The sequence below is a fragment of the Serratia quinivorans genome, from assembly GCF_946227985.1.
Classification (GTDB): domain Bacteria; phylum Pseudomonadota; class Gammaproteobacteria; order Enterobacterales; family Enterobacteriaceae; genus Serratia; species Serratia quinivorans_A.
Genome location: NZ_CAMKGL010000009.1, coordinates 125,969 through 152,339, shown reverse-complemented (window position 1 = coordinate 152,339; position 26,371 = coordinate 125,969). Strand labels below are relative to the sequence as shown.

Below are 26,371 nucleotides of genomic sequence, written 5' to 3'. Positions count from 1 at the left end.
ATTAGCATGGAAGCCAAGGCGGGAATTATGGAGGAGCGCTGTGCAATACTGTCCGTTATACCATAGCATCCCCTGCAAAGAACAACATGGATGGCGACACAAGGAATGTATCACTATGTCAGCACTAGAGTTCCCCTGTACGATATTCAAAACCCAAAGGCAAATGGATGATTGTGGCGCAAGCGATATGCGCTTTGGTGATTTATCCGAAACACAGTTAAAAACGCATTTTCATCTGACCGATGTATCAACCCAGGTTTATCCTTATTCACTAACGAAAATCGCTCAGCCCAGCAAGCCTATGGCTTATAGCTACGACCATGCTAATAATATCAATAATAAAAAATGAAAGAAAAAATTAAGAAACCTTTCTGCATACTAACACTGGTGGTTTGTGTTGCTCTCTGCTACATCCTCTGGTTGTCGCTTCGTCCAGTGGAAATTATCGCTGTTCATCAGAGAAATAATTACAGTGATGTACTGGTAAAAAACTTCCCTTTTACTGAGAAAGAGAGAATAAACTGGTGGATGGAAAACAAATCCCTGTTAAAAGACAAATACAATATTCCTAAACCTGCAAAAGATGGTTTTTTTTCTGTAATATTTTGGGATTTTGGCGATGGATACAAACAAGAGGGAAAACATGACAGGCTCTGTTTTTATGATATGAAAACAGAAATTAATTGCATTGATAAAAACGCTCTTATTATGGTGAGATACAGTAAAAACACGGAATTGTCTTTCCGCCTGGATAGCGGGATATATCGACTACAGGAAAACGGTAAGATAGTGAAAAACAAATATAACTAAAATAGTTTTCCCAGTGGTTAATCCTGCGAGAGCAATACAGAAATCACAGTAAAGATTACCGAAGGTTCTAGTGAAAACAAAAAACAAGAAAACGCTTCGTGCACTATCATTAGCTGGCTGTGTTCTGCTTATTTATTTCTTCTGGTTGTCGTTGCGTCCAGTGGAAATCGTTGCCATTCATGATGATGGGAATTTCAGTGCTGTTTTAGTGAAAAACTTCCCTATTACTGACAAAGGAAAAATAGCTTGGTGGCTGAAAAATAAAGATATGTTAAAGAAAAAATATGGCATTCCAAAACCAGCATCCTATGGTAATTTTAACATTACGTTCTGGTTATTCGGTGATGGGTATAAAGCAGAAGATAAGCATGACAGACTTTGCTTTGACGATATGAAAACAAAGATAAATTGTATCGAAAAAGATGCTGTTTTTTCTGTTAATAATGACAGTGAGAACAGGGTATATCTCACAGTATATAATGGTACATACCTACTACAAAAAAATGGTGAAGTAGTTGAATACGAAAGTAAATTCGAGGATAAGTAATTTACACTTATTTCCCTCAGAGCTTGCTACAACTACTCGAGACAAGAGTCTATTCTTTATGGTAGATACCGTTTGCAAAAAAGCGAGGTAAACATCATGAAGACTTATCACCTGCTCTACGGCCTGTTGCTGCTGTCCGGATTGGCCAGTGCAGCCAATGGGGTTACCGAACTCAGCTCGCAACAGCAGTTTCTCAACCAACGCAATCAGCAAGCGCAACAGCAGCGCATGCTGAATAACCAACAGTTGGATCAGCGCCGCCTGCAGCAACAGCGGCTGTTCGACAACAACCAGCAGCAACTGCAGCGAACTGCTCCGAACGGCGGGCAACTGCTGCCAAATGGCAATCAACCGCGCAATCCGTTCGATCGCACCACGCCTGCGGTACCTCAGGCGCCGCTGCCGACGCCGGTCAACCGAGGTTAGCCATTGGGGAAATCGGGGCCAATCAAATCTATTCGGTCGGTGCAAATGCAGTCAACGCCCCAGTTCAACAACAAGCGCGCCCGCGCCGGCTGGTTGACGGTATAAACCAGAATGCGCAATCCCGCCGCTTTCAGCGCTGCCACCCGTTCGGCGGTCAGTTCTTTATGGTTGATGTGCAAAGACACGCAACCCAGGCGTTCGGTCAGCGCCGGCCAGTTGTCATCCCACTGATCCAGCAACAGGCCGCGCGGTAATTCAGGCACGGTGCGCTGTGCCGCTGCGAGCGCTTCAACCGAGAACGAAGACAGCAGCGGATCGGTCTGCCCCTGCCACAGCAGGCGCGCCGCCAGCGCCACGACCCGGCCGGTTTCATCATCGCTGCCGGTGGTGGGCTTGATTTCAATGTTCGCCATCATGCCGTGCTGCAGGCAGCGTTCCGCGACCTCCGCCAGCAAGGGTAAGCGTTCGCCTTTGTAGGCGGAGTTATACCAGTTGCCGGCATCCAGTTGCACCAGCTTGTCCCACGGCAATTCGCCCGCCACGCCCCAGCCGTTGCTGGTGCGATCCAGAGTATCGTCATGCAGCAGAAAAATCTGCCCGTCCTGCGCCAGCTTGGCGTCGAACTCAATCATTTTGTGGCCGTGACGGGCGCCAACGTCGATCGCCGCCAGGGTGTTTTCCGGTGCCAGAGAGCCGCCGCCGCGGTGGGCAACAATATGAGGGTAAGGCCAGGCTGTGGTCATCATTCCATCCGTAATCCGCTATCGGTATCAAAAAAGTGCAGCGCCTGTGCAGGCAGTTGTAAATATAGCGTGCTGCCTGGCGTCGGCATAGCTTCATGCGAAAGCCGTGCAATGACCCCGTGGCCGCCCCACTGCCCGTGCGCCAGATTATCCGCGCCCAGCAGCTCCAGCGTTTGCAGCACCAGCGGCACGCCCCCCTGCTCATCGGGGAGCAGTTGAATATGCTCGGGACGAATACCCAGCGTCAACCGGCGTCCGCCCCAGTGCGCCTTCGCCTGCGGTAAACTCAAGGTCATACCGTCCGCCAGCTGCAGTTGGCTGCCGTCGGCGCTCAGGGTGCCCGGCAACAGGTTCATCGCCGGTGAGCCAATAAAGCTGGCGACAAACAGCGACGCCGGGCGCTGATAGACCTCACTCGGGGTGCCAATCTGCTCCGCCACGCCCTTGTTCATCACGATCACCCGCTGCGCCAGCGTCATCGCCTCTACCTGGTCGTGCGTGACGTACAGGCTGGTGGTTTTCAGCCGGCGATGCAGTTGTTGTAATTCCAGTCGCATCTGCACGCGCAGCTTGGCATCCAGGTTGGACAGCGGTTCATCAAACAGGAATACCGCCGGTTCACGCACGATAGCTCGCCCCATTGCCACCCGCTGACGCTGGCCGCCGGAAAGCTCACGCGGCTTGCGCTGCAACAGTGGCTCCAGTTCTAAAATGCGCGCCGCTTCTTCTACCCGCTGCTGGATATGCTGTTTGCCAAAGCCGCGAATTTTCAAGCCATAGGCCATGTTGTCATACACGCTCATGTGCGGGTACAACGCGTAGTTCTGGAACACCATCGCAATGCCGCGATCTTTCGGCTCCATATCGGTCACACGCTGGCTGTCGATATAAATATCGCCGCTGGTGGTACGTTCCAGCCCGGCGACCATGCGCAGCAGCGTTGATTTACCGCAGCCGGACGGGCCGACCATCACGATAAACTCACCGTCCGCCACGTCGAGATCGATCTGCTTAATCACCGGCGTTTTACCGTCGTAGGATTTGGTGACTGCCTGTAGTTTTAAACCTGCCATGTGAAAATTTCTCTCGTTACTTTTCGCTATCAACCAGGCCGCGTACAAACCAGCGCTGCATCAGAAGAACCACCGCCAGCGGCGGGATTAAAGTCAGAATCATCGCCGCCATCACCTGATTCCACTGGGTCGGCGCGCCGGAGGTGGAGATCATGCTTTTGATGCCCGCCACCGCGGTACCCATTGAGGCGTCGCTGGTAATCAGGATCGGCCACAGGTACTGGTTCCAGCCGTAGATAAAGGTGATGACAAACAGCGCCGCCAGGTTGGTCTTCGACAGCGGCAACACGATGTCCCAGAAGAAGCGCATCGGGCCGGCACCATCAATACGCGCGGCTTCCAGCAGTTCGTCCGGCAAGGTCATAAAGAACTGGCGCAGCAGGAAGGTCGCGGTTGCCGAGGCCATCAGCGGCAGCGTCAGGCCGGTGTAGCTGTCCAGCAGGTTGAGGTTGGAGATCACCTCTACCGTAGGGAAAATACGCACTTCCACCGGCAACATCAGCGTCATGAAAATCAGCCAGAAAAACAGGCTGCGCAGCGGAAAACGAAAATAAACGATGGCATAGGCCGACAGCACCGATACCACGATTTTGCCGAAGGTAATGGCCAGCGCCATGATCACGCTGTTGAGCAGCAGCAGCGAAAACGGCACCTTAAGGTTGCCCACTCCGCCCTGCCAGATATTGCTGATGTTTTCCCACAGGTGGCCGCCCGGGACCAGGGTCATCGGCACCTGGAATACCTGTTTGTCGTCCAGCGTGGCGGCAACAAAGGCCACATACAGCGGGAACAGCACCACCAGCACGCCGATAATCAGCATTACGTGGCTGAAGATATCCAGCCCGCGTCGGTTCTCAATCATTGGTAACGCACCTTACGTTCGACAAAACGGAACTGGATCACCGTCAGGCCAATTACCAGCAGCATCAGGATCACCGACTGCGCCGCAGAGCTGGACAAGTCCAGACCGGCAAAGCCTTCGCGATAGATCTTGTAGATCAGCGTAGTCGTGGACTGCACCGGCCCACCGCCGGTCGCGGCATCGATCACCGGGAAGGTGTCGAAGAAGGCGTACACCAGATTCACCACCAGCAGAAAGAAGCTCACCGGCGTGATCAATGGCAGCACCAGATTGAAGAAACGCCGCACCGGACCGGCACCGTCGATGGCTGCCGCTTCCACCAGCGAGCGGGGAATGGACTGTAGCGCCGCCAGGAAAAACAGGAAGTTGTAGCTGATTTGCTGCCAGACCGAAGCCAGCACCACCAGGAACATCGCTTGCCCACTGTTCTGCGCGTGGTTCCAGTTGTAGCCCAATCCGTTAAGAAAATGAGTAATCAGCCCCAGGCCGGGGTTGAACAGGAAGATCCACAGCACCGCCGCCACTGCCGGAGCTACCGCATAAGGCAAGATCATCAGCGTCTGGTAAATCCGGCTGCCGCGCAGCACGTAATCCACCAGCGCAGCGAAGAACAGCGACACTACCAGCCCGATACCCGCCACCAGGAAGCTGAAAATCAACGTGGTGTAAAACGAATCGAGATAGTAAGGATCCTGGAACAGTTGAGTAAAGTTATCCAAGCCGACAAACTGGCTGGACAGGCCGAATGGATCGAGGCTTTGCACCGAATACCACAGCGCTTCGCCGGCGGGCCACAGGAAGAAGATTGCGGTGATCAACAGTTGCGGCAGCACCAGTGCATAGGGCAGCCAGCTACAGCCGAAACCGGGACGGGAAGATGACATAGGGGTTAACCGTTAATGTGAGTGAAGGGCCAACTGAGCCCCTCACCCCGGCCCTCTCCCTGGGGAGAGGGGGTGAAATCGGTGTCGTTCACCGGAAGGGAATTCCGGTTGACGTTACTTGGTCTGGGACTCGAAGCGGCGCAGCAGTACGTCACCACGCTGCACGGCGGCATCCAGCGCCTGCTGTGGCGTTTTCTTGCCGGTCCACACGCCTTCCAATTCTTCATCCACTACGGTACGGATCTGCGGCATGTTGCCCAGACGCAGGCCCTTGGTGAACGGCAACGGTGGCTTGTTCAGCATCTGACGCGTCGCCACATCGGCACCCGGGTTCTTGTCATAGAAGCCCTGTTGCTTGGTCAGATCGTAGGCAGCGGTGGTGATCGGCAGATAACCGGTCTTCTGGTGCCATTCGGCAGCGATTTCCGGCTGGGCCAGATACTGCAGGAACTCAGCGACCCCTTTGTACGTGGCAGCATCTTTGCCGTTCATCACCCACAGGCTGGCACCGCCAATGATGGCGTTCTGCGGTGCATTTTTGGCATCGGCATCGTAAGGCATCATGCCCACGCCGTAGTTGAACTTGGCGTAATGCTTGATATCCGCCAGAGAGCCGGATGACGCAGTAGTAATGGCGCAGTCACCGCTGTAGAACTTCTCGGTAGATTCGTCTTTACGGCCGAAATAGGTGAAATCACCCTTTTTGTTCATCTCTTCCAGCAGTTGGATGTGCTTGACCTGCAGCGGCTTGTTGAATTCCAGCTTGGCGCTGGTACCGCCGAAACCGTTGTTCTCTGTGGCGAATGGCACCCCATGCCAGGCGCTGAAGTTCTCGAGCTGGATCCAGCCCTGCCAGCCGCTGGCGTAGCCACACTTCATACCGGCTGCACGCAGCTTGGCGGTATCCGCCGCCAGTTCCTGCCAGGTTTTTGGTGGCTGATCCGGGTTCAGGCCCGCTTTTTTGAAGGCGTCCTTGTTGTAATACAACACCGGCGTGGAGCTGTTGAACGGCTGAGACAGCAGGTGCCCGCTCTTGTTATCGGTGTAGTAGCCGGATACCGTCGGCACGAACACCGACTCGTCAAAGTTGATACCGGCATCTTTAAACACTTCATACACCGGCTTGATCGCCTTACTGGCCATCATGGTTGCCGTGCCCACCTCGTACACCTGCAAAATTGCCGGCGCTTTGCCTGAGCGATAGGCCGCAATGCCCGCCGCCAGGCTCTGTTCGTAGTTACCTTTATAAACCGGGACAATTTTGACGTCGGTGTGCGACTGGTTAAAGCGATCCGCCAGGGAATCGACCTCTTTACCCAATTCACCTTCCATTGAATGCCAGAACGGGATCTCGGTGGCCGCCAGTGCCTGAGTGCTGACCGCCAGGGTCAATGCGACGCACAGCGTAGTTTTGCGAATAGCGTAGGTGAGCATGCCTAACTCCTGAAAAAAGCTGGTGTAATAAGCGCGTGAGCGAAAAGAATCAATTCTTGTTCGGAAGTGTTCCCCTATAGCTTTCAAGTCGCGGCCAGGCGGCAACCTGATGGATCCCTCGGAGCTTAGTTAACTAAGTGACAGGGAAACATCAGGGCAGGCAACAACGCAGCGGCCTGAAAGATGACGGGGATAACATGCCATGCTCGGATGACAGAAACATAAACGTTAGATGACAGCCATATGACGGGAGAGTGAAGTGCAGATTGCGGTTTGATGTCGGCGGCAGGGAAAACTGCCCCGCCGCCGCAGGGATTACAGCGAACGACGCAGTCGAGCGACCGCTTCCTGCATTTGCTGTTCGGTCGCGGTGGCGAACGACAGGCGGAAGGTCGAACGATCCGGGTTGTCTGAGAAGAAGTACTCTCCCGGCACAAACACCACGCCCTGCTGCAGGGTGGTTTTCAGCCATTCGGTCGCGTTAAACGGCTGACGGAAGCGTGCCCACAGAAACATACCGCCCTTCGGCATATCAAAGCTGATGTGATCGCCCAGCTCTTGTTCCACCAGTCCGGCCAGGATCTCGCCCTTTTGCTTGTAGGCCGCGCGGATCTTTTCGATCTGCGCCGGCAGACGATCCAGCCCCAGGTAGCATTCGACGATGCTTTGCGACAGCGCGCTGGCGTGCAGATCCGCCGCCTGCTTGATGATCGCCACTTTATGCAGCAAGAACGGCGGCAAAATTGCCCAGCCCAGACGCAGGCCCGGTGCCAGGATCTTGGAGAAGGTCGAGGTATAGATAATGTTATCGGTATGACCCAGTACCTGCTGCGAAATCTGGTGCAGCGTGGCGTTGCGCTCTTCGGTAAAACGCAGTTCGCCGTACGGGTCATCCTCGATGATCAGGAAATTGTGCTCGGCCGCCAATTTTACCAACAGTTCGCGGCGCGCCGCACTCAGGGTGATACCGCTTGGGTTGCCAAAGTTCGGCACCACATACACACCCTTGATGCGCTGGGTTTTCAGCAACTCGGCCAGCTCTTCGACCACCATGCCATCGCTGTCGGACGACACCGACATGATGTTGGCTTCCGCCAGTTCCAGCGTCTGTAATGCCGCCAGATAGGTCGGACGCTCCACCACAAACACATCGCCCGGGTTGACGATGGCGCGCATCACCAGATCCAGCGCTTGCTGGGAACCGGCCGTGACCATCACTTCTTCGGCGGTGGCGGTGACGCCACGCTCGGCACACAGCTCGCAGATGCGTTCACGCAGCACCGGGCTGCCTTCGGTCAAACCATACTGGAAAGCGCTTTTCGGCTGCTCGGTGATCGCCTGATGAGTGGCGATGCTCAGGCCCTCGAAATCAAACAGGGCATCAGAGGGGATGCCGCCCGCCAGCGAAATGACGTTTTCCATCTTACTGTGCTTGAGCAATTCACGAATTGCCGAGCTTTTTACTTTTACGATGCGCTGCGCGAGTAACCCTTCTGTGTTCATTTCTTCTTCTTCTCGTAATCGTTAAAAATGCAGGTGCAGCCTGAGTTACCTTTATCGGTAAATTCCCTCTAATACCCTATGGATTTCCAGTTACAGCCAGGCGACCAGCTCGCTTATCCTCCAGGAGCTTACTTTAGTAAGTGACTGGGGTAAGCGAGTGCAGTTAACAACGCTGTAGCTTGAAAGACGACGGGTATTTCAGCCGCCCAGATATGCCGACCTAACTGCTTCGTTTGCTAACAATGCGGCTCCCGTATCTTCCAACACCACGCGGCCGTTTTCCAGTACATAACCACGATCGGCCAGTTTCAGCGCCTGATTGGCGTTTTGCTCCACCAGGAAGATGGTCATTCCCTCTTCGCGCAGTTGCTCAATGATGTCAAAAATCTGCTGGATAATGATCGGCGCCAGCCCCAGCGAAGGTTCGTCGAGCAACAGCAACTTTGGCTGGCTCATCAGCGCACGGCCGATCGCCAACATCTGTTGCTCACCGCCGGACATGGTGCCGGAACGTTGGGCACGGCGCTCCAGCAGGCGCGGGAACAGGCCGAAAACCCGTTCGATACGCTGCTGATACTGCTGGCGGTCGGCAAAGAAACCGCCCATCGCCAGATTCTCTTCCACCGTCATGCGCGAGAATACCCTACGCCCTTCCGGCACAATCGCCACCGCCTCACGCATGATGCGCGAGGTCTGCCACTGGGTAATATCCTGATCGAGGAAAGTGATGCTGCCCTCGCTGGCACGGGGTTCACCGCACAGCGTGCCGAGCAGCGTAGTTTTACCGGCGCCGTTAGCACCGATCAGCGTGACTATCTCACCCTGTTTAATGTTCAGGCTGACCTGATGCAGCGCCTGAATTTTGCCGTAATGGGCGGATACCTGATTAAATGACAACATTAAGCTTCCCCCAAATACGCCCGGATCACGTCCGGGTTGTTGCGGATTTCTGCCGGGGTGCCCTGCGCCAGCGGCGTGCCCTGGTTCACCACGTAGATACGGTCGGAAATGCCCATCACCAGCTTCATGTCGTGTTCGATCAACAGCACCGACACTTTATGCTGATTACGCAGTTCGACAATCAGGTGATCCAGCTCGTCGGTTTCCTTCGGGTTCAAACCCGCCGCCGGCTCGTCGAGCATCAGCAGCTCCGGCCGGGTAACCATGCAACGCGCAATCTCCAGCCGCCGCTGCTGGCCGTAAGCCAGGTTGCCCGCCGAGCGGTTAGCCATCTCCAGCAGGCCAACCCGCTGCAGCCACACCGCAGCACGTTCCAGCGCGTCAGCTTCGGCGCGGCGGAAGGCCGGCGTTTTCAACAGCCCGGCGAAGACGCCGCTTTTCAGATGCTGGTGCTGCGCGACCAGCAGGTTTTCGATCACCGTCATTTCACGGAACAGCCGCACATGCTGGAAAGTCCGCACTACGCCCATGCGAGCGATGTTTTGGCCGGATAACCCTTCCAAATGACGTTCGCGCAGTTTAATGGTGCCGCCGGTTGGGCGGTAGAAACCGGTCAGGCAGTTAAATACCGTGGTTTTTCCGGCACCGTTCGGGCCGATCAGCGAAACGATTTCGCCTTCATTAAGTTCCAGCGCCACGTTATTGACCGCCAGCAGGCCGCCGAAACGCATCGACAGCCCTTCGACCTTCAGCAAAGGTTGCATACTCATGCCTGTTCCCCCTTGCCCGCGTGGATATCCGCCGCTTTCAGTTTGAGCTGTGGCCGCTTCATCGGCAGCAATCCCTGTGGTCGCCAAATCATCATCAAGACCATCAGGGCACCCAGCAGCAACATGCTGTATTCGTTCAGATCGCGCATCATTTCACGCGACACCACCAGCAGAATCGCCGCCAGGATCACCGCAAACTGCGACCCCATGCCACCCAATACCACAATCGCCAACACGAAGGCCGACTCGACGAAGGTAAAGGATTCCGGGCTGACAAAGCCCTGACGCGCGGCAAACAGCGTACCGGCAAACCCGGCGAAGGCGGCGCTGATGGTGAAGGCGGTCAGCTTGATTTTGGTCGGGTTAAGGCCCAGTGAACGACAGGCGATTTCATCTTCGCGCAGCGCTTCCCAGGCACGGCCCAGCGGCATGCGCAGCAGGCGATTGATCACAAACAGCGTCAGTACCACCAGCAGCAGTGCCACCAAATACAGAAACACGATGCGATCGCTCGGATCGTATTTCAGGCCAAAGAAGTTATGGAAGGTGTCCCAACCGCCGTCGCGCAGGCTGCGGTTGAACTCCAGCCCAAAGAAGGTCGGTTTCGGGATCTGGCTGATGCCGTTCGGCCCGCCGGTGATCTCGGTATTGTTCAGCAGCAGGATGCGCACGATCTCACCGAAGCCCAACGTCACAATCGCCAGGTAATCGCCGCGCAGGCGCAGCACCGGGAAACCGAGCAGGAAACCGAAGATGGCGGTGACGATACCCGCCAGCGGCAGGCTTTCCCAAAAACCCAGGCCATAGTAGTGGTTCAGCAGCGCATAGGTGTAAGCGCCGATGGCGTAAAAGCCGCCGTAACCCAGCACCAGCAGCCCGGACAGCCCCACGACCACGTTCAGGCCCAGACCCAGCATCACGTAGATCAACGTCAGGGTGGCGATATCCACCGTGCCGCGCGATACCAGGAACGGCCAGGCGACGGCGGCAATAATGATCGCCGCGGCCAGCAGTTTCTGGCGTGCGGTGGTGCCATCAAAGCTCGGCAAGACGAATGACGGGCCGGAGATTTTTTTCAGCCCTTGCTGCATCAGCGGGCGCAGCAACTGGAAGAAAAATACGATGACGCAGCCAATGCCGATCCACATCCAGCGCACTTCCGCCGCGCCATGCACCACCAGTTTGGTGCCATCGAGACTCAGTTGCATCCCCATCAGGAACGAAGCCATTACAAACAGCACCAGCGTGGCGATCAACGCATTGAGCAGATTGAGTTTCATACCTTCTCAACCTCCGGACGCCCAAGGATGCCGGTTGGCATGATCAACAACACCACGATCAACAGCGCGAACGACACCACGTCTTTATATTCGGTGCTCAGGTAGGCTGAAGTCAGCGCTTCCGCCACGCCCAGTACCAAGCCACCAATCATTGCGCCGGGAATGCTGCCGATGCCGCCCAGCACCGCCGCGGTAAAGGCTTTCATACCGGCCATAAAGCCGATGTAGGGGTTAATCACCCCGTAGAACTGGCCCAGCAGCACGCCGGCCACTGCCGCCATCACCGCGCCAATCACGAAGGTCAGCGAGATAACCCGGTCGGTATTGATGCCCAGCAGGCTGGCCATTTTCAAATCTTCCGCGCAGGCACGGCAGGCGCGGCCCATGCGTGAATAACGAATAAATATCGTCAACGCCAACATCGCCAGGAAGGTGACGACCCAGATAATCACCTGCATGGTCGTGATGGTGGCGGCAAAACCGTTACTTTCACCCAGCACCCATTGGCCGGTGACCAGGCTAGGCAGCGCCAAATCGCGCGAGCCCTGCGTCAGGCTGACGTAGTTTTGCAGGAATATCGACATCCCGATGGCGGAGATCAGCGCGATCAGACGCTTGGAGTTGCGCACCGGCTTGTAGGCCACCCGCTCAATGCTCCAGCCGTAGGCGCTGGCAATGACGATCGACACCAGGAACCCGGCACCAATCAGCAACCAGCTAACGTCGATGCCCACCATCATCAGGGCGGCGATAACAATAAAGGAGACATAGCTGCCGATCATATACACCTCGCCGTGGGCGAAGTTGATCATGCCGATGATGCCGTAGACCATGGTGTAACCGATGGCGATCAATGCATAGGTGCTGCCCAACGTGACGCCGTTGAACATCTGCTGCAGAAAATAGAGAACCTGCTCTGACATACTCTAACCCTTGGCTGCATGTTTATCGCAACCTGGAATGAAAACCATTAAAGATGCTTATACCCAATGAATTTCACGCTGCAACCAACAACGAGACAACGTGAAAGACAAGGGTATACCCTAAATAATTGGAGTTGCATCAAGGCGGCAAGGCCGTAAATCCCCAGGAGCTTAGTAAACTAAGTGACTGGGGTGCGCGGGCGCAGCCAACACAGAGGCAGCTTCAAGTATGACGGGTATATTATTTAATCGGTGTTGATGTGCCGTCGGCATGCCATTCGAATACGCCGAACTCGAAGCCTTTAAGATCGCCCTTGTCATCCCAGCTCAGTGGCCCCATCACGGTGTCCACCGGCTTGCCGGTTTTCAAATCCTTGACGATGTCGGCCGGCTCCTGGCTGCCGCTGCGCTCCATCCCGGTGGTCAGAGATTGCAGTGCCGCGTAGGTGGTCCAGACAAACGGCCCGGTCGGATCCAGTTTCTTGGCTTTCAGCGCATCCACAATCGGTTTGTTGGCAGGAACCTGATCGTAGCGTTTCGGCAAGGTCACCAGCATGCCTTCGGAAGCGGCACCGGCGATGTTGGACAGTGAGGAGTTGCCCACGCCCTCTGGCCCCATAAAGCGGGTGGTCAGGCCGGCCTGTTTGGCCTGGCGCAGGATCTGGCCCATTTCCGGGTAGTAGCCGCCGAAATAAACAAAATCGACGTTCTCTTTCTTCAGGCGCGCCACCAGGGTGGAGAAATCTTTATCGCCGGCGGTGATACCTTCAAACATCACCACGTCGGTACCCTGTTTTTTCAGACTGTCGCGTACCGAGCGTGCCAGGCCTTCGCCATACTGCTGCTTGTCGTGGATCACGGCAATACGCTTGGGTTTGATTTCACTGAGGATGTACTTGGCCGCGGTCGGGCCCTGATCGGAGTCCAGACCGGTGGTACGCATGATCATCTTGTAACCACGGGTGGTCAGATCGGCGTTGGTGGCCGCCGGGGTAATCATGATCACGCCTTCATCTTCATAAATATCGGAAGCCGGCTGCGTCGAGGAGGAACACAGGTGGCCGATCACATAGCGGATACCGTCGTTGATCACCTTGTTGGCCACCGCTACCGCCTGTTTCGGGTCGCAGGCATCGTCGTATTCCACACCAACCAACTTATCGCCCTTGATGCCACCCTTGGCATTGATATCGGCAATCGCCTGTCGGGCACCGGTAAACTCCATATCGCCATACTGGGCGACCGGGCCGGACATCGCCCCGACGATCGCAACCTTAATGTCTTTTGCCATTGCCGCATGCCCGATAGCCATCGCGATACAGCCAGCCAACAATGCCTTACCTTTTGTTAATTTCATCCGCAAATCCCCATCTGTCGTTGTGAACGTACCTGTTGTGTTTGCCTGCACCTGACCCTTATTTACTGCTTTTATTCATAAGTAATAATGATTTAGGTGTTTTCATGGCAATATTTTCTAATAAGACTTTATTTTTCATGCCATTAAACAGGAATTTTCTGCTGCAAATCAACTTGCACAATCAGGAACAAGCGGTGTAAACAGCATAAAATCCGGATTAAATCTGCGCCATTTAGCGTCAGGCACAGCGCGTTATGCTGGTTACCGATCGCTTTACTACATATTTACTCGGAAAATGCGTCTTGCAAAAAACATTTCGCGCAGTAATCGTACAGAAAAACTTACACAACGCTCTGTGCAAGATCTATTACACTGTCGGCATCGATTAGCCGTTCGGAAATCCTGCATGAAACTGACTATTGAGCGATTGACCACGCTGTCCCCGCAAGACCTTATCGACCTTGGCAAGATCTGGCCGCATCAGCAGCCGGAGCAGTGGGAAAGCTGGCTGGGCGGCAATAAGGCCCTGTTCGCCGCCCGCTTCAACGAACGGCTGCTCGGTGCGGTGAAAATCGAGCTGGACGGTAAGCATGCCCAACTGCAAGATTTACTGGTGCGTGAGGTGACACGCCGTCGCGGTGTTGGTCTGTATCTGGTACAGGACGCCCAGCGCCAATTGCCGCAGATAACGCACTGGCAGCTTTCAACCGCCGGTCTGACACCGCGCGAACGCGGTGAAGTGGATAACTTTATGCGCGCCTGCGGTTTTATTCAGCAAGGCGAAATCTGGCAGCAATGAAGCGCAACTTAGTGGCGCTATTGCTGCTGGTAGTTGCATTCATCGCCTGGTTTGGCGGACGCCAGCAGGCACTGCAACTGCAGCAAGCCTGGGATAACCAGGCCTACGTTTGGCAACGGGTCTGGACGCCGCAACATGCTGTGGCATTGGCACAAAGCCGCGATCTGTTCTCCGCGTTGCGGGTGCTGGGTTTGCAGGTACATCCGCGCGAAGGCTGGCGTGAAATCCCGGTTAATCTCCCATTATTGAAACAAGATGGCCGCCCGCTGTGGTTAGTCGTGCGTCTGGACGGGCAGTTGGCGCAGTTGGACGAATTCGCCATTCGCCAGCGCCTGCTAAAACAGGTGCAACAGTGGCAGGCCGCCGGGTTGCAGGTCATCGGCGTTGAAATAGACCATGACGCCGCTACCGCTCGCCTGCCCGACTATCAGCAATTCCTTCAGCAACTGCGTCAGCAGCTGCCGCGCTCATTGCAACTGGGCATCACCGCCTTACCAACCTGGATCGGCTCAGCGACACTGCCCGACATATTGCAACAGGTGGACAGTTCAGTACTGCAGGTACATGCGGTGCTGTCTCCACAGCAAGGGTTATTTTCCGGCCCGCTGGCACTGCGCTGGGTAAAGCAGTACGCGAAAATGACGCAGAAGCCTTTCCGGGTGGCCCTGCCCGCCTACGGCATGGGGTTGGTGGGGTTTGATGCACAGGGCGCGCAGGTTGAAAGCGAAGCCTCGCTGCGCGTAGCCGGGACCGCGCGCGAGCTGACGGTCGCGCCGCAGCAGATAGCTGATTTTCTACATCAATTGAACGCACAAACCACGCCGCACCTGCGTGGCATTATCTGGTTCCGGCTGCCGCTGGCGGACGATCGTCGCGCCTGGTCGCTGACAACGCTGCGGGCAGTGATTGAAAACCAACCGCTCAGCGTCAACTGGCTGGTAAAAATTAGCCCTCAACCACAGCAAAATGGGCTCAATGATCTGATACTTCACAATAATGGGCCAATTGATGCCCCGCTGCCCCATGAAATTGTCATCACCGCCAGCGACTGTCTGGCGGCAGATGCCGCGGGCAACTACCGGCTGGAAAGTGAGCCTCAACGGCAACGCTTTGTCCTGATTAGCGGCGACCAACTGCGCGCCGGGCAATCCCGGCCACTGGGCTGGCTGCGCTGCCAACAACTGACGCCAGGAGGCACCCTTGTTACACCTTAATGCCCACACTCTTCCACTGGCAGCCCTGATCGGCTCAGCGTTGGCGCTGCCGATTAACGGCTACGCCTGCGGACCGGATTTCCCTAACCGGTTGCTGGTCGATCGTAACGGCACGCTGCTGTATATGCCGGAAGGCAATTTTGCCTTTGAAGCCGGCCGCCTGGTCGCGATAGATAAGCAACTACCGCAATGGAAAGCGCCACCGCCGCCCATGCCGCCGAAACCGATGCCCCTGTCGCCAGAAACCATCATCATCGGCAAAATGCGCGCGGCAAAAACCGTTGAAGAGGCCGATGCGGTCAATACTCAGGGGTTGTCTGATGCCGCTCGCCTGTACCAACTGGGCGCAGTGGCCTTTGCCGGCCAGGATCCGCGGGCCGGCGAATACTTCCAGCAGGTATTGGCGCTACCCGCTGCAGAACAGGGCGATTGGGGGCTACGAGCGCAATACTCACTCGGCCGATTGCTGATGGGCGATCGCGGTACGCCAGAGAACGAAAGTGGCGAACCGGCTGCGACGGTCAAACACCCGGCAAAACCACAGCTGGAGCAAGCGCTGGCGGCTTTCCAGCAGGTGATTGAGCGAGTGAAAAGCGGTACGGCCGATCCGGATCAACTGGCGCTGAGCAGTCTCGGCCAGCAGGCACGTATCCACCTGTGGCTCAATGACGTGACCCAAGCGGCGCGGCTGTACGCCCAACAGGCGGCGCAGGGCGATCAAGACGGCGGGCTGTCGCTGCAGTACGTTTCCAGTTACCTGGTCAATCCTGACCACTTTGATACGCTAAAACAGGCGATTACCGATCCGCTGATCCAACAGTTGGTGACCATCGAACTGTTCGCCCGCAGCAGTAATCTGCAAATGGCCGACACCGACGGCACCAGCAACCGCTCAACGCAGATCGTCAGCCAAATTCTGACGCTGTTGGATGCTTCGGTGAAAAACGGCTTCAGCGACAGCGACCGGTTGGCAGCATTGGCCTACCGCACCGGGCAATATCCGATGGCGGCCAGCCTGCTGAAACACGCCGGTGACAGTGGCCTGGCCTGGTGGCTACGCGCCAAGATGGCGCTGCGTGACGGTGATGTTAAAGCCGCTACCGCAAACTACGCCAAAGCGGCGGCCGCTTTCCCATCCAGTGAAAGCTGGGGCGAGCAGCGCAATGCCGACTTTGTGCAAGAAACCATTGTGCCCGAGTGTCGGGTGGCAGGTGAGCAGGCGATCCTGGCGCTGGATCGCGGTGATTATCTACAGGCGATGGATTTCCTGTATCGCGGTAAAGAGATTTATTGGGCTGACGTCGCCGACGTGGCCGAACGGGTGCTGACCGTCGACGAGCTGAAAGGCTTTGTCGATGAGCATGCGCCAGCGCCCACTACGCCGCTAAAACCGGTCAATCCGGACGAGTACAGCGGCCAGCCACTGACGCCAGAGGTACAGCTGCGCGAGCTGCTGGCGCGGCGACTGATGCGCGCCGGACGTCCTCAAGAGGCCATGGGCTATTTCGACATCCCTAACTATCGTCAGGTGGCGCAGCAGTACGCCGATACGCTGAAAACGGCGCAGGACAAAACCGCCGACAAACTGGCGCGCGCCAAAGCCTATTATCAGGCGGCCATGCTGCTACGCACACAGGGGCTAACCTTCACCGGTTACGAGATGACGCCGGATTACGCGATTTATGACGCAGGTTATTCCTCTCTGGGAGATGCGTTCGATACCCGCGAACTTAAACATAAGAGTTGGATCAGCAATGCGGAAGCGGCACGGGCCAAAGCAGCGCTACCGCCACAGGACAATCGCTTCCTGCACTATCGTTGGCAGGCCGTCACCCTGGCCCAGCAGGCTGCCGATTTGCTGCCACCAAAAAGCCAGGCCTATGCCGCCGTGCTGTGCAATGCCGCCGGTTGGGTGATAAAACGTGATGCAAAAACCGGTCAGGCACTGTATCAGCGCTATATCAACACCGGGTCTCGTTATCCCTGGGCCACCAAGTTTGGCTATAGCTGCCCGGCGCCAGACTTCGCTGCCGTTACGCCATAGCGCCGAATTTCAGGCACAAAAAAGCCCGGCTAGCCGGGCTTTTTAACGCTTACGCGGGATTAGGCTTCGATCGCCATTTTCAGTTTCTTCATGGCATTCTTTTCCAACTGGCGGACACGCTCAGCGGAAACGCCATACTGATCGGCCAGCTCTTGCAGCGTGGACTTGTTATCGTCGTCCAGCCAACGGGCACGAATAATATGCTGGCTACGCTCGTCCAGGCCTTCCATCGCGTAGGCCAGTTTGTCTGCAGCGTTGCTTTCCCAGTTATCTTCTTCGATACCTTCGGCAAAGTCAGAACTTTTATCCTGCAGGTACAGCACCGGCGCCATCGACTGGCCTTCACGAGCGTCGTCGTCCGGCGTTGGATCGAAAGTCATATCCTGTGCCGCCATGCGGGATTCCATCTCGCGTACGTCCTTGCTGGTCACGCCCAGTTCTCGGGCCACCAACTCCACCTCGTCCTGATTGAACCAGCCCAGACGCTGCTTGGTTTTACGCAGGTTAAAGAACAGCTTGCGCTGTGCCTTGGTGGTAGCAACTTTGACAATACGCCAGTTGCGCAGTACGTACTCGTGAATTTCTGCCTTGATCCAGTGCACCGCAAAGGAAACCAGGCGCACCCCAACCTCTGGGTTGAAGCGGCGAACAGCTTTCATCAAGCCGATATTACCTTCCTGGATCAGATCCGCCTGCGGCAGGCCGTAACCAGAGTAATTCCGGGCAATATGAGCGACAAAGCGCAGGTGAGACAGGATCAGCTGCTTAGCGGCTTCCAGATCGCCCTGATAATGCAGCCGTTCAGCCAGCTCCCGCTCTTCCTCTGCCGTCAGCATCGGATAGGTGTTGGCGGCCCGGATATAGGCTTCCAAACTGCCCTGGGGCACTAAAGCTAAAGTTTGCATTTCTTTGGTCATTCAAACCCTCTCTTGAAAAAACAGGTCATGCAGGTGATTTATCACGGCGGGGAAATAATTGATTCTACGGCAGTTGCTATTGCAAAAGCGGTCCACACGCCGGGCACCATAACATTTTGCTGCAGATTTTGACCGTGTTCCGCCCTATTGGTTCACAGTTTTTCGATCACATTGTGCATGACAATACGTGACGAAGACTTGGGCCGATAGGGAATTTGTGCGCAAAGAAGAGACTGATTGAGGCTTGGGTTGGTGCCGGTAACTCTTCTCCCGCAACACGCTCGGAGCAGCAGGAGAAGAGTATACCAAAAAAACTTTATTGTGGTGTAAATCGACGTAAATGTTGCACCGTCGCCAGCCAGGCGGCGATCCAGCCGATCATCGCGGAGACAATCAGCAGCAGCAGAGCCTCATCCCAACCCAGGCCGTGCAGGGTAAAGGTGGTGCCAAACACCTTGGCCACGCCGGTGACCACCGACTCCAGACGCCACACCATCCCGCCGGATAACAGCAACGACAGCAATGCGCCAAAGAAGCCCAGCATTGCCCCGCCATTCAGGAAAGGTCGCAGAATAAAACCGTCGGTCGCACCGATCAGCTTCATCACGTTGATGGTATCACGGCGGCTGAAGATGCTCAGCCGCACGCTGTTGCCGATCACCAGGAAGACCGCCACAATCATCAACACGCCGATCATCACAGCCACCTGGCCCACCAGCCCGGTCAGCGCCGCCAGGCGGGCAAACCAGCTGTCGTCCATTCTTACCTCATCCACACCCTGTACCGCGGCTACGCGATCGCGCAGGGTATTGAGGGTATCGGAACTTTGGAAGCTCATTTTCGGCGTGATGATAGCTACCGCCGGCAACGGGTTTTCTTCCAGCATATCCAGTGCGCCGCCAAAGCCGGACCAGTTGCGGAATTCGCCCCGGGCCTCTTCTCGCGACAGGTAATTCACTTTCTCAACGCCGGCTTCCGCCTTGATGGCGTCTAGCACTTTCACCGCCGCGTCGTCATCGAGCGATTTATCCAGATACACCGTCAACTGTGGCGTTGGGTACCATTGGGTCGCGGCGGTACTGACGTTTTTCCAGACGATGTAACACACGCTCGGCAGCGTCAGAGAAATGGCGATCACCATTACCGTCAGCAGCGTTGCCAACGGCTGGCGCAGCATATCCTTGATGGCATTCATCCAGGCATAACGCCATTGTTCACGCCAGCCACCGCGCAGCGCTTTGCTCTTGGCGGTTTTTGCGTTATTCGCCATGATGCGCTCCTCCAGCCATACGACCCTGGCTCAGGCGCAGAGTGCGGTAATTACGACGGGCAATCAGCCCGGTGTCATGGGTGGCCATCAGCACGGTCACGCCAACACGGTTAAATTCTTCAAACAGACGCAGAATGCCTTCCGACAGCGCATCATCCAGGTTACCGGTTGGCTCATCCGCCAGCAGCACCGCCGGTTTGTTCACCACCGCACGGGCAATACCCACGCGCTGCTGCTCACCACCGGAAAGCTGGATTGGGAAGTTTTTGGCCTTATCCAGCAGCCCGACCTTGTCCAGCGCGGCGGAAACGCGGCGGCGGATGTCCTCGGTACTGGCACCGGCGATAATCAGCGGCATCGCCACGTTGTCATACACCGTACGATCCAGCAGCAGGTGGTGATCCTGGAAAATCATGCCGATCTGACGACGCAGGAACGGCACCTCACTGTTTCTCAGGCGACTGATGTCGTGACCACCAAACCAGATATGGCCGGCGCTCGGCCGTTCGATGCCACAAATCAGTTTCAGCAGGGTACTTTTACCCGCGCCGGAATGGCCGGTCAGAAACGCCATCTCTGCCGGGCGCAGATGAAAATCTACCCCCTGCAGTGCCTGCCGTCCGCCCAGATAAGCTTTACTGACCTGTTCAAAGCGAATCATCCGTATTAATCCTCTCGGGCAAAAAGTGCCTCAATAAAATCGTCGGCCTTAAACGGCCGCAAATCTTCGATGCCTTCCCCAACGCCGATATAGCGAATCGGGATAGCGAACTGGTCGGCAATGGCGAAGATCACCCCGCCCTTGGCGGTACCGTCCAGTTTAGTCAGTGTGATACCGGTTAAGCCTACGGCTTCATTAAATAATTTCGCCTGGCTGACAGCATTCTGTCCGGTGCTGGCATCAAGGATCAGCATAACCTCATGGGGGGCCTGGTCGTCCAGTTTTTTCATGACGCGGACGATTTTCTTCAGCTCTTCCATCAGGTGCGCTTTATTCTGCAGACGCCCCGCGGTATCGGCCAGCAGTACGTCGATGCCACGAGCCTTGGCGGCCTGTACCGCGTCAAAAATCACCGAGGCGGAGTCTGCACCGGTATGCTGCGCGATCACCGGGATCCGGTTACGTTCGCCCCATACCTGCAGTTGTTCCACCGCGGCGGCACGGAAGGTATCCCCCGCCGCCAGCATCACCGACTTGCCTTCCGCCTGGAATTGGCGGGCCAGCTTGCCGATGGTGGTGGTTTTACCCACGCCGTTCACGCCAACCATCAGAATGACATACGGGTTTTTACCGCCAACATCCAGCGGCTGATCAACTTTAGCCAGAATTTCGGACATTTCCTCCTTCAGCTTGCCGTACAGCGCCTCGGCGTCTTTCAACTGCTTGCGGCTGGCGTGCTGGGTCAGGGAGGTAATGATTTTACGCGTGGTTTCCACGCCGACATCGGCAATCAGCAGCTGTTCTTCCAGCTCTTCAAACAGATCGTCGTCGATTTTCTTGCCGCGGAACAGGCCGATAAAACCGGAACCCAGATTCTGTTTGGTTTTCACCAGGCTGCGTTTCAGGCGGGCGAAGAAACCTTCTTTGGTCGGGCGTTCCTGCTCCTGAGTCACCGCAGGGGCCGGCAGCTCAGGTTGTTGTTCTTCAATCTCTTCAATAATGGCCGGGGCGACGATAATCGGCTCCAGCGCCACGCTGGCCGGCAGAGGCTCTGGTTCTGGTTCTGGTTCTGGCTCTGGCTCTGGCTCTGGTGCGATGACCTCAGGTTCAGGCTCGATCGTTTCTGCTTCAGGCACAGTAACCGGTTCTGGCGCAGGCTCGATGACGGGCACCGGCGCAACCACTTGCGGTTCCGGTTCGATAACCGCAGCTGGCTCAAGCACTTCCGGTTCGGCTACGACAACCACTTCCGGCTCAATCAGGGTCACCGTTTCAGGTTCACTAACGACAACCGGCTCGGCACTCTCTTCCTCTGTCACCGGCTGCTGCTCTGCCGCCACCTGTTCGGTGATGGTAACAATCTCTTCCGCCAGCGCTTCAGCCGCTGCTGGGTGCTCGGCAACCACCGGCACGCTTTCTGCAATATGCTCGCCGGTCAGGCTGCCGTCCCATTCTCCTGGGGTTTCTACGGAGGCGGCAGGTTCAGATTCCTGGGCGGGGAGTTGGTCATCCAGCTTGGGAGCAACCGGTTCAGCCGGGGTCTCCACGGCCTGATTTTCCGCCGGTTCTACCGCCGTCTCAGGTTGCTGTTGCTCTTCTTCCTTCTGGCCGAAGCCCAGCCAGGAGAAAAACCCGCGTTTCTTATCTTTTGCCATGTTATGACTCTACTCCGTACCGAAGGCTTGCTTATGCTGACAATTATTCCGCCGAGTCTATCACTTTCCCTCGCCCAGCAACACGCATCCGGTATGCTTTCCACTGTGAAATCAGGCAACAAAGTTTTACCGTTTCCCCCGGCGCGTCTCACCGGTAGAATAGAGGCAACTTTTCGTTAACTTGTGCGGCCTTCACCGCCCCAAACAGAAATAAACCAATCCTATGACAAGAATATCGCCACGGGCGTCGGCAAAAAAACCGCCTCAGGCTGCGGCCGGGCAGATCCGTATTATCGGCGGTCAATGGCGCGGACGGAAACTGCCGGTGCCAAATAGCCCTGGGCTACGTCCAACTACCGACCGCGTCCGTGAAACCCTCTTCAACTGGCTGGCGCCGGTGATCCAGGGCGCACGTTGCCTGGACTGTTTCGCCGGTAGCGGCGCACTCGGTCTGGAAGCGCTGTCCCGCTATGCCGGTAGCGTTACGCTGTTGGAGTTCGAACGCCCGGTGGCGCAGCAGTTGGAAAAGAACCTGGCGCTGCTGCAAGGCAAAGGCCATGTGGTCAACACCAACGCGCTGAGCTGGCTGGCGAATAATGCCCAACCGTTTGACGTGGTATTCCTCGACCCGCCTTTTCGCAAAGGACTGTTGGCGGAAACCGTCACGCTGCTGGAACAACAGGGCTGGCTGGCCGATGAGGCCTGGATCTACATAGAGGCCGAAGCCGAAAGCGCCGCCACCGACGTCCCGGCCAACTGGCAGCTACACCGTGAAAAAGTCGCCGGTCAGGTGGCCTACCGTCTTTATATTCGCTCTCAAGAGAAAACCGACAATGCTGATTAATCTGGGTCGCCTGCTGATGCTGTGCGTATGGGCCTTTCTGCTCTCCAATCTGTTTCACCCTTTTCCCAAGCCGCTGAAGTATTTCATCGACGTGGCGCTGTTCTTTATGGTGGTGATGCACGGGTTACAACTGGTGCTGTTGAAATCCACGCAACCGAAAGATCAGCCGATAAGCTACTGGCAGGAAGCCAAGATCTTCATCTTTGGCGTCTTCGAACTGCTGGCCTGGCAGAAAAAGCAGCCGCCAATCAAAAGAAAATAATGCCGCACGGGCGCGGGATCGCGTGTGCTATGGCTGAGCGGTAAAAGATACAAAGCGCGTGCCCTGCACGAGCAACATACCCTGCGCACCTTTCTCTATAGGGTTGTACTGCTGCTGTTTCAGCCGCAGGGTGATATCCTCTCCCCCACGCTGCGGGTGGAATACCACTTCATACCGCATTGCTTCATTGACGATGTGCTCACGCTGGCGTGAACGGCTATTTGAGGCAGGGAATTCACGCTTCTCGCTCACCGTAACCTGCAGGCTGCGTACCGGTGCGCGGTCGTTTTCCGCCTCAGATCGGCGCTGGTTGAAATAGCGCTGCGTGGCCAGTACGGCGATCAGTGCTATTACGGCGATAAAAAACAGCGGCGGTTTGCTCATCTCTATTCCCATTCCCTTAGTGGCTAAATCGGCGTAAACATAGCATTCTCAAGAAAGCATTGTCGATTACAGGCCTGCTGCCTACACTGCAAGCAGGAAGTGACACTGGTGACAATTTGGAGCCGGAGGCTGTGGCTCCCATAATGAATAAGGAAGACATATGAGTTGGCCGTTCCTTGCCGTATTCTTTTCCGGTTGGCTGTTCGTCGACGCCTCCTACCGTGGGCCACGCTGGCAACGTTGGGTATTTAAACCTGTTACTCTGCTGCTGCTGTTATTGCTGGCCTGGCAAGCGCCGGTATTGGGTGCGGCAGGCTATCTGATCGTTCTCGGCCTGTTGGCAACGCTGATCGGCGATGCTCTGTTGCTGCTGCCACGTGAACGCGTACTGTACGCCATCGGCGCATTTTTCCTGTCGAGCCTGCTGTATACCCTGAGCTTTGCCAGCCAGATGACCTTCAGCCTGTTTTGGCCGCTGCCGTTGGCGCTGCTGGTAATTGGCGTGCTGTTGCTGGCGACCATCTGGACCCGGCTGGAAGAAATGCGCTGGCCGATTGCCACTCTGGTCGCGATGACGCTGCTGATGGTGTGGCTGGCGGGGGAACAGTACTTCATGCGCAGCACCGATTTCGGTTTCTCACTGCTGGCGGGAACCTCGCTGCTGTTGCTGGCCAATGTCATTTGGCTGCTTAATCGCTATCGCTTTAGCTTCCGCGCGGCCGATGCGCTGGTGGCCTTCTGCTATTTCTCCGGCCATTTCCTGATTGTGCGTTCGCTGTACCTGTAGTGACTCAGGGCGGGTTCGGCTGCCGAACCCGCTGCTGCTAAGCCAGTGCCTTGAGCGTCAGCCCGTCATCCGCGCCGAGTGGGTTACGGTAAACCTCCCCATCCCGCGAAAAGAACGCCAGCGTGCTGCCGTCCGCCCGCAATAAAGCAATGCCATCCGGTGCCGGGCGCCAGCCGACCACCTCAGCCGTTAAAACTTTTTTCAGGCAATTTTGCCGATCAACCAATTGATAGCCGTTGGTTGCACTCTGTTCGTTGGCCAAAAATTCAATCTGGCATTGCTGCTGCGCATCGGCGATTTGCCATTGCCCCGCCAGAGACTGCGCGGAAGGAAGAACCAAACTGCTGGCCATAGCTGCCCCCGTTACCATCATATTTCCCGCCATTACGGCGGCACACGCCAAGCTGCCTTTCATATTGGCTCCCGCATAACGCCCGACCAAATTGCGCCGGGCGTTATCTTCACTGTTACACGATAAAATCAGTGGTAACGTCTACCTGACCCACGATCTTCACCAGGAAGTCCGGAGCCTGATGACCACCGATATTCAGCGCCAAATCGCTGACATTATTCGAAGCGTCATAAGTCAGTAACGCTTCGCCCACAGAGCCGCTGAAATGATCGACGAAGTGGATTTGGTCACCGCTCTGTTTGCCCTGATTAAAGAACGACAGATCGATTTTATCGGTGCCTTTCTGGAAATCCTTGATCACATCGAAAGCGCCCGGCGCGGAATCGCTGACCGCAGAGAAGACAAAGATATCCTTGCCTGCACCGCCCCACAGCTCATCCGCCCCGCCGCCGCCGAACAGCACGTCGTTGCCTGCCCCGCCCTTCAGCACGTTGTTGGCTGCGTTGCCAACAAGCACGTCATTGCCCGAACCCCCGATGGCGTTCTCAATGGTCACCCCTGCCGCGATAGACACGTTGCCCCTCAACCCGCCCACATCGGAGAAGGACTTCTCGTTCAGGTTGATGCGCTGGTTGGCTGTGTACCCGGAGAAATCGAAGGTGTCGTTACCGCCCGCATCCCAGGCAGCAAAGATCACTTTTTGCGAGTTGCTGGTGGTGCTGAGGAAATCGCGACCAGTATTGGAATTGAAGCCATACACGGTGTCACCGGTGCGGGTGGACAGGTTGGCGCCATACAGATGCTGGATGGCGGCAATGTCATCCAGCAACGGTGCTGCCGCGTAGTGCCCACCGTTGTCACCGCCGGTGTTGGTTTCACTCCAGTAGCTCATCAGGCTGAACTCGCGGGTGTCCTCGGCATAGGTCACATCATTGTAGGTTGGGTTGCCTTCCCCGGCGTTGTATTCACCAGGGTGGCTCAGGCCCAGCGCATGGCCAATCTCGTGGGTAAACGTCTGACGGCCATAGTCTTCGCTGGCCGGATGTTTGACGTTGGATTGGTTGACGTTGTACCAGGTCTGGCCGCCCAGATTCTGGCCCTGATAGATGGTGTTCGGCAGGAAAGCGTAGGCCTGGGTGTCGTAGTCATAATGACCGGGACGGTCCTGGCTGTAGTTGCCGAAAGTGATATTGGCCTTTTGGCCGGCGGCAACTTCGGTGAAGGTGAGATTGGCCACGTCAGACCAGGATTGCAGCGACAGCTTGGCCTGCTGCTGCTGTTCTGCGCTGAACTTGCTCAGCCCGGTGTCGCCGGCGACGTTGGTGGAGGAAAATTTATAATCCGGGAATGAGAACGTTAATTTAGCCGGCTGGCCAAAAACTTTATAACCGTTCCAGGTTTGGTTCTCACGGGTAATAAACAGCCCAGCTTGTTCGTTAGAAAATGAGTCCTTGCCATTAACCTGAATCCCGTTGCCACGCTCGTGGTAATGCAACAGATCGTCTACAGCATTGTAGCCGGAGCCCGTAGCTGCGAGGCTGGATTCAGTAACTTCAATTGCCTTTTTAGTAGATTGCATTGGTTCGATTCCACTCATTAGCTGATCGTTATCAATCAGACAGATAGACATAACCTGCCGGTCAGCCGCGGGAAGGATCCGCCGATTAACC

General features: G+C 56.1%; 28 protein-coding genes. 10 read left to right on the top strand and 18 right to left on the bottom strand.

The features are described 5' to 3' along the window. The first annotated feature begins 115 nt into the window (after nt 1-115). The 4 genes from OCH02_RS19840 (at nt 116) to OCH02_RS19825 (ending at nt 1,783) form a co-directional block, all read left to right on the top strand. A complete protein-coding gene (locus OCH02_RS19840) occupies nt 116-349 on the top strand; it encodes a DUF3289 family protein (RefSeq protein ID WP_261432643.1) in 234 nt (77 codons plus the stop codon). Further along, on the top strand, nt 346-810 hold the full coding sequence (locus tag OCH02_RS19835; protein WP_261432641.1) for a DUF943 family protein: 465 nt from the start codon (nt 346-348) through the stop codon (nt 808-810). The genes OCH02_RS19840 and OCH02_RS19835 overlap by 4 nt, the downstream gene beginning before the upstream one ends. Before the next feature lie 70 nt (nt 811-880). Beyond that, the gene (locus OCH02_RS19830; RefSeq protein WP_261432640.1) at nt 881-1,357 is read left to right on the top strand and encodes a DUF943 family protein; all 477 of its coding nucleotides are present in this window, start codon (nt 881-883) and stop codon (nt 1,355-1,357) included. 96 nt (nt 1,358-1,453) lie between these two features. After that, nucleotides 1,454-1,783: a hypothetical protein gene (locus OCH02_RS19825; RefSeq protein ID WP_261432639.1), complete on the top strand. Its 330-nt coding sequence runs from the start codon at nt 1,454-1,456 to the stop codon at nt 1,781-1,783. Here OCH02_RS19825 and ugpQ read toward each other — a convergent pair. From ugpQ to OCH02_RS19770, 11 genes are all read right to left on the bottom strand, one after another. After that, entirely contained in the window at nt 1,780-2,526 is a 747-nt protein-coding gene (gene ugpQ / locus OCH02_RS19820; protein WP_017891305.1) for a glycerophosphodiester phosphodiesterase, read from the bottom strand. The genes OCH02_RS19825 and ugpQ overlap by 4 nt on opposite strands. Then, on the bottom strand, nt 2,526-3,599 hold the full coding sequence (locus OCH02_RS19815; RefSeq protein WP_261432638.1) for a sn-glycerol-3-phosphate import ATP-binding protein UgpC: 1,074 nt from the start codon (nt 3,597-3,599) through the stop codon (nt 2,526-2,528). Before OCH02_RS19815 ends, ugpQ begins: the two co-directional genes overlap by 1 nt. 16 nt (nt 3,600-3,615) lie before the next feature. Continuing rightward, nucleotides 3,616-4,461: a sn-glycerol-3-phosphate ABC transporter permease UgpE gene (gene ugpE, locus OCH02_RS19810; protein WP_261432637.1), complete on the bottom strand. Its 846-nt coding sequence runs from the start codon at nt 4,459-4,461 to the stop codon at nt 3,616-3,618. Then, nucleotides 4,458-5,345, bottom strand: a complete 888-nt coding sequence (gene ugpA / locus OCH02_RS19805; protein WP_261432636.1) for a sn-glycerol-3-phosphate ABC transporter permease UgpA — start codon at nt 5,343-5,345, stop codon at nt 4,458-4,460. The genes ugpE and ugpA overlap by 4 nt, the downstream gene beginning before the upstream one ends. Nucleotides 5,346-5,459: 114 nt before the next feature. Then, complete coding sequence (ugpB, locus tag OCH02_RS19800; RefSeq protein ID WP_153858750.1) at nt 5,460-6,779, bottom strand: sn-glycerol-3-phosphate ABC transporter substrate-binding protein UgpB; 1,320 nt, start codon at nt 6,777-6,779, stop codon at nt 5,460-5,462. A 315-nt stretch (nt 6,780-7,094) separates the two neighbouring features. Then, nucleotides 7,095-8,282 (bottom strand): PLP-dependent aminotransferase family protein, encoded by a 1,188-nt coding sequence (locus tag OCH02_RS19795; protein ID WP_261432635.1) that lies wholly within the window; start codon nt 8,280-8,282, stop codon nt 7,095-7,097. Between the two features lie 198 nt (nt 8,283-8,480). Beyond that, on the bottom strand, nt 8,481-9,182 hold the full coding sequence (livF, locus tag OCH02_RS19790) for a high-affinity branched-chain amino acid ABC transporter ATP-binding protein LivF (RefSeq protein ID WP_012004702.1): 702 nt from the start codon (nt 9,180-9,182) through the stop codon (nt 8,481-8,483). Beyond that, a complete protein-coding gene (gene livG / locus OCH02_RS19785) occupies nt 9,182-9,952 on the bottom strand; it encodes a high-affinity branched-chain amino acid ABC transporter ATP-binding protein LivG (RefSeq protein ID WP_261432634.1) in 771 nt (256 codons plus the stop codon). Before livG ends, livF begins: the two co-directional genes overlap by 1 nt. Next, nucleotides 9,949-11,232 (bottom strand): high-affinity branched-chain amino acid ABC transporter permease LivM, encoded by a 1,284-nt coding sequence (locus OCH02_RS19780; protein ID WP_261422581.1) that lies wholly within the window; start codon nt 11,230-11,232, stop codon nt 9,949-9,951. Before OCH02_RS19780 ends, livG begins: the two co-directional genes overlap by 4 nt. Continuing rightward, nucleotides 11,229-12,155, bottom strand: coding sequence for a high-affinity branched-chain amino acid ABC transporter permease LivH (livH, locus tag OCH02_RS19775; RefSeq protein ID WP_261093053.1), 927 nt, complete (start codon nt 12,153-12,155; stop codon nt 11,229-11,231). The genes OCH02_RS19780 and livH overlap by 4 nt, the downstream gene beginning before the upstream one ends. Nucleotides 12,156-12,396: 241 nt before the next feature. Continuing rightward, nucleotides 12,397-13,512: a branched-chain amino acid ABC transporter substrate-binding protein gene (locus tag OCH02_RS19770; RefSeq protein ID WP_261093052.1), complete on the bottom strand. Its 1,116-nt coding sequence runs from the start codon at nt 13,510-13,512 to the stop codon at nt 12,397-12,399. A 406-nt stretch (nt 13,513-13,918) separates the two neighbouring features. On the opposite strand from OCH02_RS19770, the gene panM reads away from it, so the two are divergent. Genes panM through OCH02_RS19755 form a run of 3 tightly spaced genes read left to right on the top strand, consistent with a single transcriptional unit; the run spans nt 13,919 to nt 17,569 of the window. Continuing rightward, on the top strand, nt 13,919-14,311 hold the full coding sequence (panM, locus tag OCH02_RS19765; protein WP_261432633.1) for an aspartate 1-decarboxylase autocleavage activator PanM: 393 nt from the start codon (nt 13,919-13,921) through the stop codon (nt 14,309-14,311). Then, on the top strand, nt 14,308-15,525 hold the full coding sequence (locus OCH02_RS19760; RefSeq protein WP_261432632.1) for a DUF3142 domain-containing protein: 1,218 nt from the start codon (nt 14,308-14,310) through the stop codon (nt 15,523-15,525). The genes panM and OCH02_RS19760 overlap by 4 nt, the downstream gene beginning before the upstream one ends. Beyond that, nucleotides 15,512-17,569, top strand: a complete 2,058-nt coding sequence (locus OCH02_RS19755) for a hypothetical protein (RefSeq protein WP_261432631.1) — start codon at nt 15,512-15,514, stop codon at nt 17,567-17,569. The genes OCH02_RS19760 and OCH02_RS19755 overlap by 14 nt, the downstream gene beginning before the upstream one ends. A gap of 59 nt (nt 17,570-17,628) precedes the next feature. Here OCH02_RS19755 and rpoH read toward each other — a convergent pair whose 3' ends face one another. From rpoH to ftsY, 4 genes are all read right to left on the bottom strand, one after another. Then, on the bottom strand, nt 17,629-18,486 hold the full coding sequence (rpoH, locus tag OCH02_RS19750; protein ID WP_012004694.1) for an RNA polymerase sigma factor RpoH: 858 nt from the start codon (nt 18,484-18,486) through the stop codon (nt 17,629-17,631). A 316-nt stretch (nt 18,487-18,802) separates the two neighbouring features. Next, on the bottom strand, nt 18,803-19,756 hold the full coding sequence (gene ftsX / locus OCH02_RS19745; protein ID WP_261432630.1) for a permease-like cell division protein FtsX: 954 nt from the start codon (nt 19,754-19,756) through the stop codon (nt 18,803-18,805). Continuing rightward, on the bottom strand, nt 19,746-20,417 hold the full coding sequence (gene ftsE / locus OCH02_RS19740) for a cell division ATP-binding protein FtsE (protein ID WP_012004692.1): 672 nt from the start codon (nt 20,415-20,417) through the stop codon (nt 19,746-19,748). The genes ftsX and ftsE overlap by 11 nt, the downstream gene beginning before the upstream one ends. 5 nt (nt 20,418-20,422) lie before the next feature. Continuing rightward, a complete protein-coding gene (gene ftsY, locus OCH02_RS19735) occupies nt 20,423-22,072 on the bottom strand; it encodes a signal recognition particle-docking protein FtsY (protein ID WP_261432629.1) in 1,650 nt (549 codons plus the stop codon). 223 nt (nt 22,073-22,295) lie between these two features. On the opposite strand from ftsY, the gene rsmD reads away from it, so the two are divergent. Together rsmD and OCH02_RS19725 are read left to right on the top strand one after the other, a co-directional pair. Further along, entirely contained in the window at nt 22,296-22,916 is a 621-nt protein-coding gene (rsmD, locus tag OCH02_RS19730; RefSeq protein ID WP_261409615.1) for a 16S rRNA (guanine(966)-N(2))-methyltransferase, read from the top strand. Next, nucleotides 22,906-23,178 carry a DUF1145 family protein gene (locus tag OCH02_RS19725; RefSeq protein ID WP_153858742.1) on the top strand — a complete coding sequence of 91 codons (273 nt, stop codon included), beginning with the start codon at nt 22,906-22,908 and terminating at the stop codon, nt 23,176-23,178. Before rsmD ends, OCH02_RS19725 begins: the two co-directional genes overlap by 11 nt. A gap of 27 nt (nt 23,179-23,205) precedes the next feature. Here the strand turns inward: OCH02_RS19725 and OCH02_RS19720 are convergent, their stop codons facing one another. After that, nucleotides 23,206-23,562 carry a DUF2500 domain-containing protein gene (locus tag OCH02_RS19720; protein WP_261432628.1) on the bottom strand — a complete coding sequence of 119 codons (357 nt, stop codon included), beginning with the start codon at nt 23,560-23,562 and terminating at the stop codon, nt 23,206-23,208. 160 nt (nt 23,563-23,722) lie between these two features. Here OCH02_RS19720 and OCH02_RS19715 point away from each other — a divergent pair, with 160 nt between their 5' ends. Beyond that, entirely contained in the window at nt 23,723-24,349 is a 627-nt protein-coding gene (locus OCH02_RS19715; protein ID WP_261152884.1) for a lysoplasmalogenase, read from the top strand. A 37-nt stretch (nt 24,350-24,386) separates the two neighbouring features. Here the strand turns inward: OCH02_RS19715 and OCH02_RS19710 are convergent, their stop codons facing one another. Together OCH02_RS19710 and OCH02_RS19705 are read right to left on the bottom strand one after the other, a co-directional pair. Then, nucleotides 24,387-24,764 (bottom strand): AprI/Inh family metalloprotease inhibitor, encoded by a 378-nt coding sequence (locus OCH02_RS19710; RefSeq protein WP_315899232.1) that lies wholly within the window; start codon nt 24,762-24,764, stop codon nt 24,387-24,389. A gap of 52 nt (nt 24,765-24,816) precedes the next feature. Then, nucleotides 24,817-26,280 (bottom strand): serralysin family metalloprotease, encoded by a 1,464-nt coding sequence (locus OCH02_RS19705; RefSeq protein ID WP_261432626.1) that lies wholly within the window; start codon nt 26,278-26,280, stop codon nt 24,817-24,819. Nucleotides 26,281-26,371: the final 91 nt, after the last annotated feature.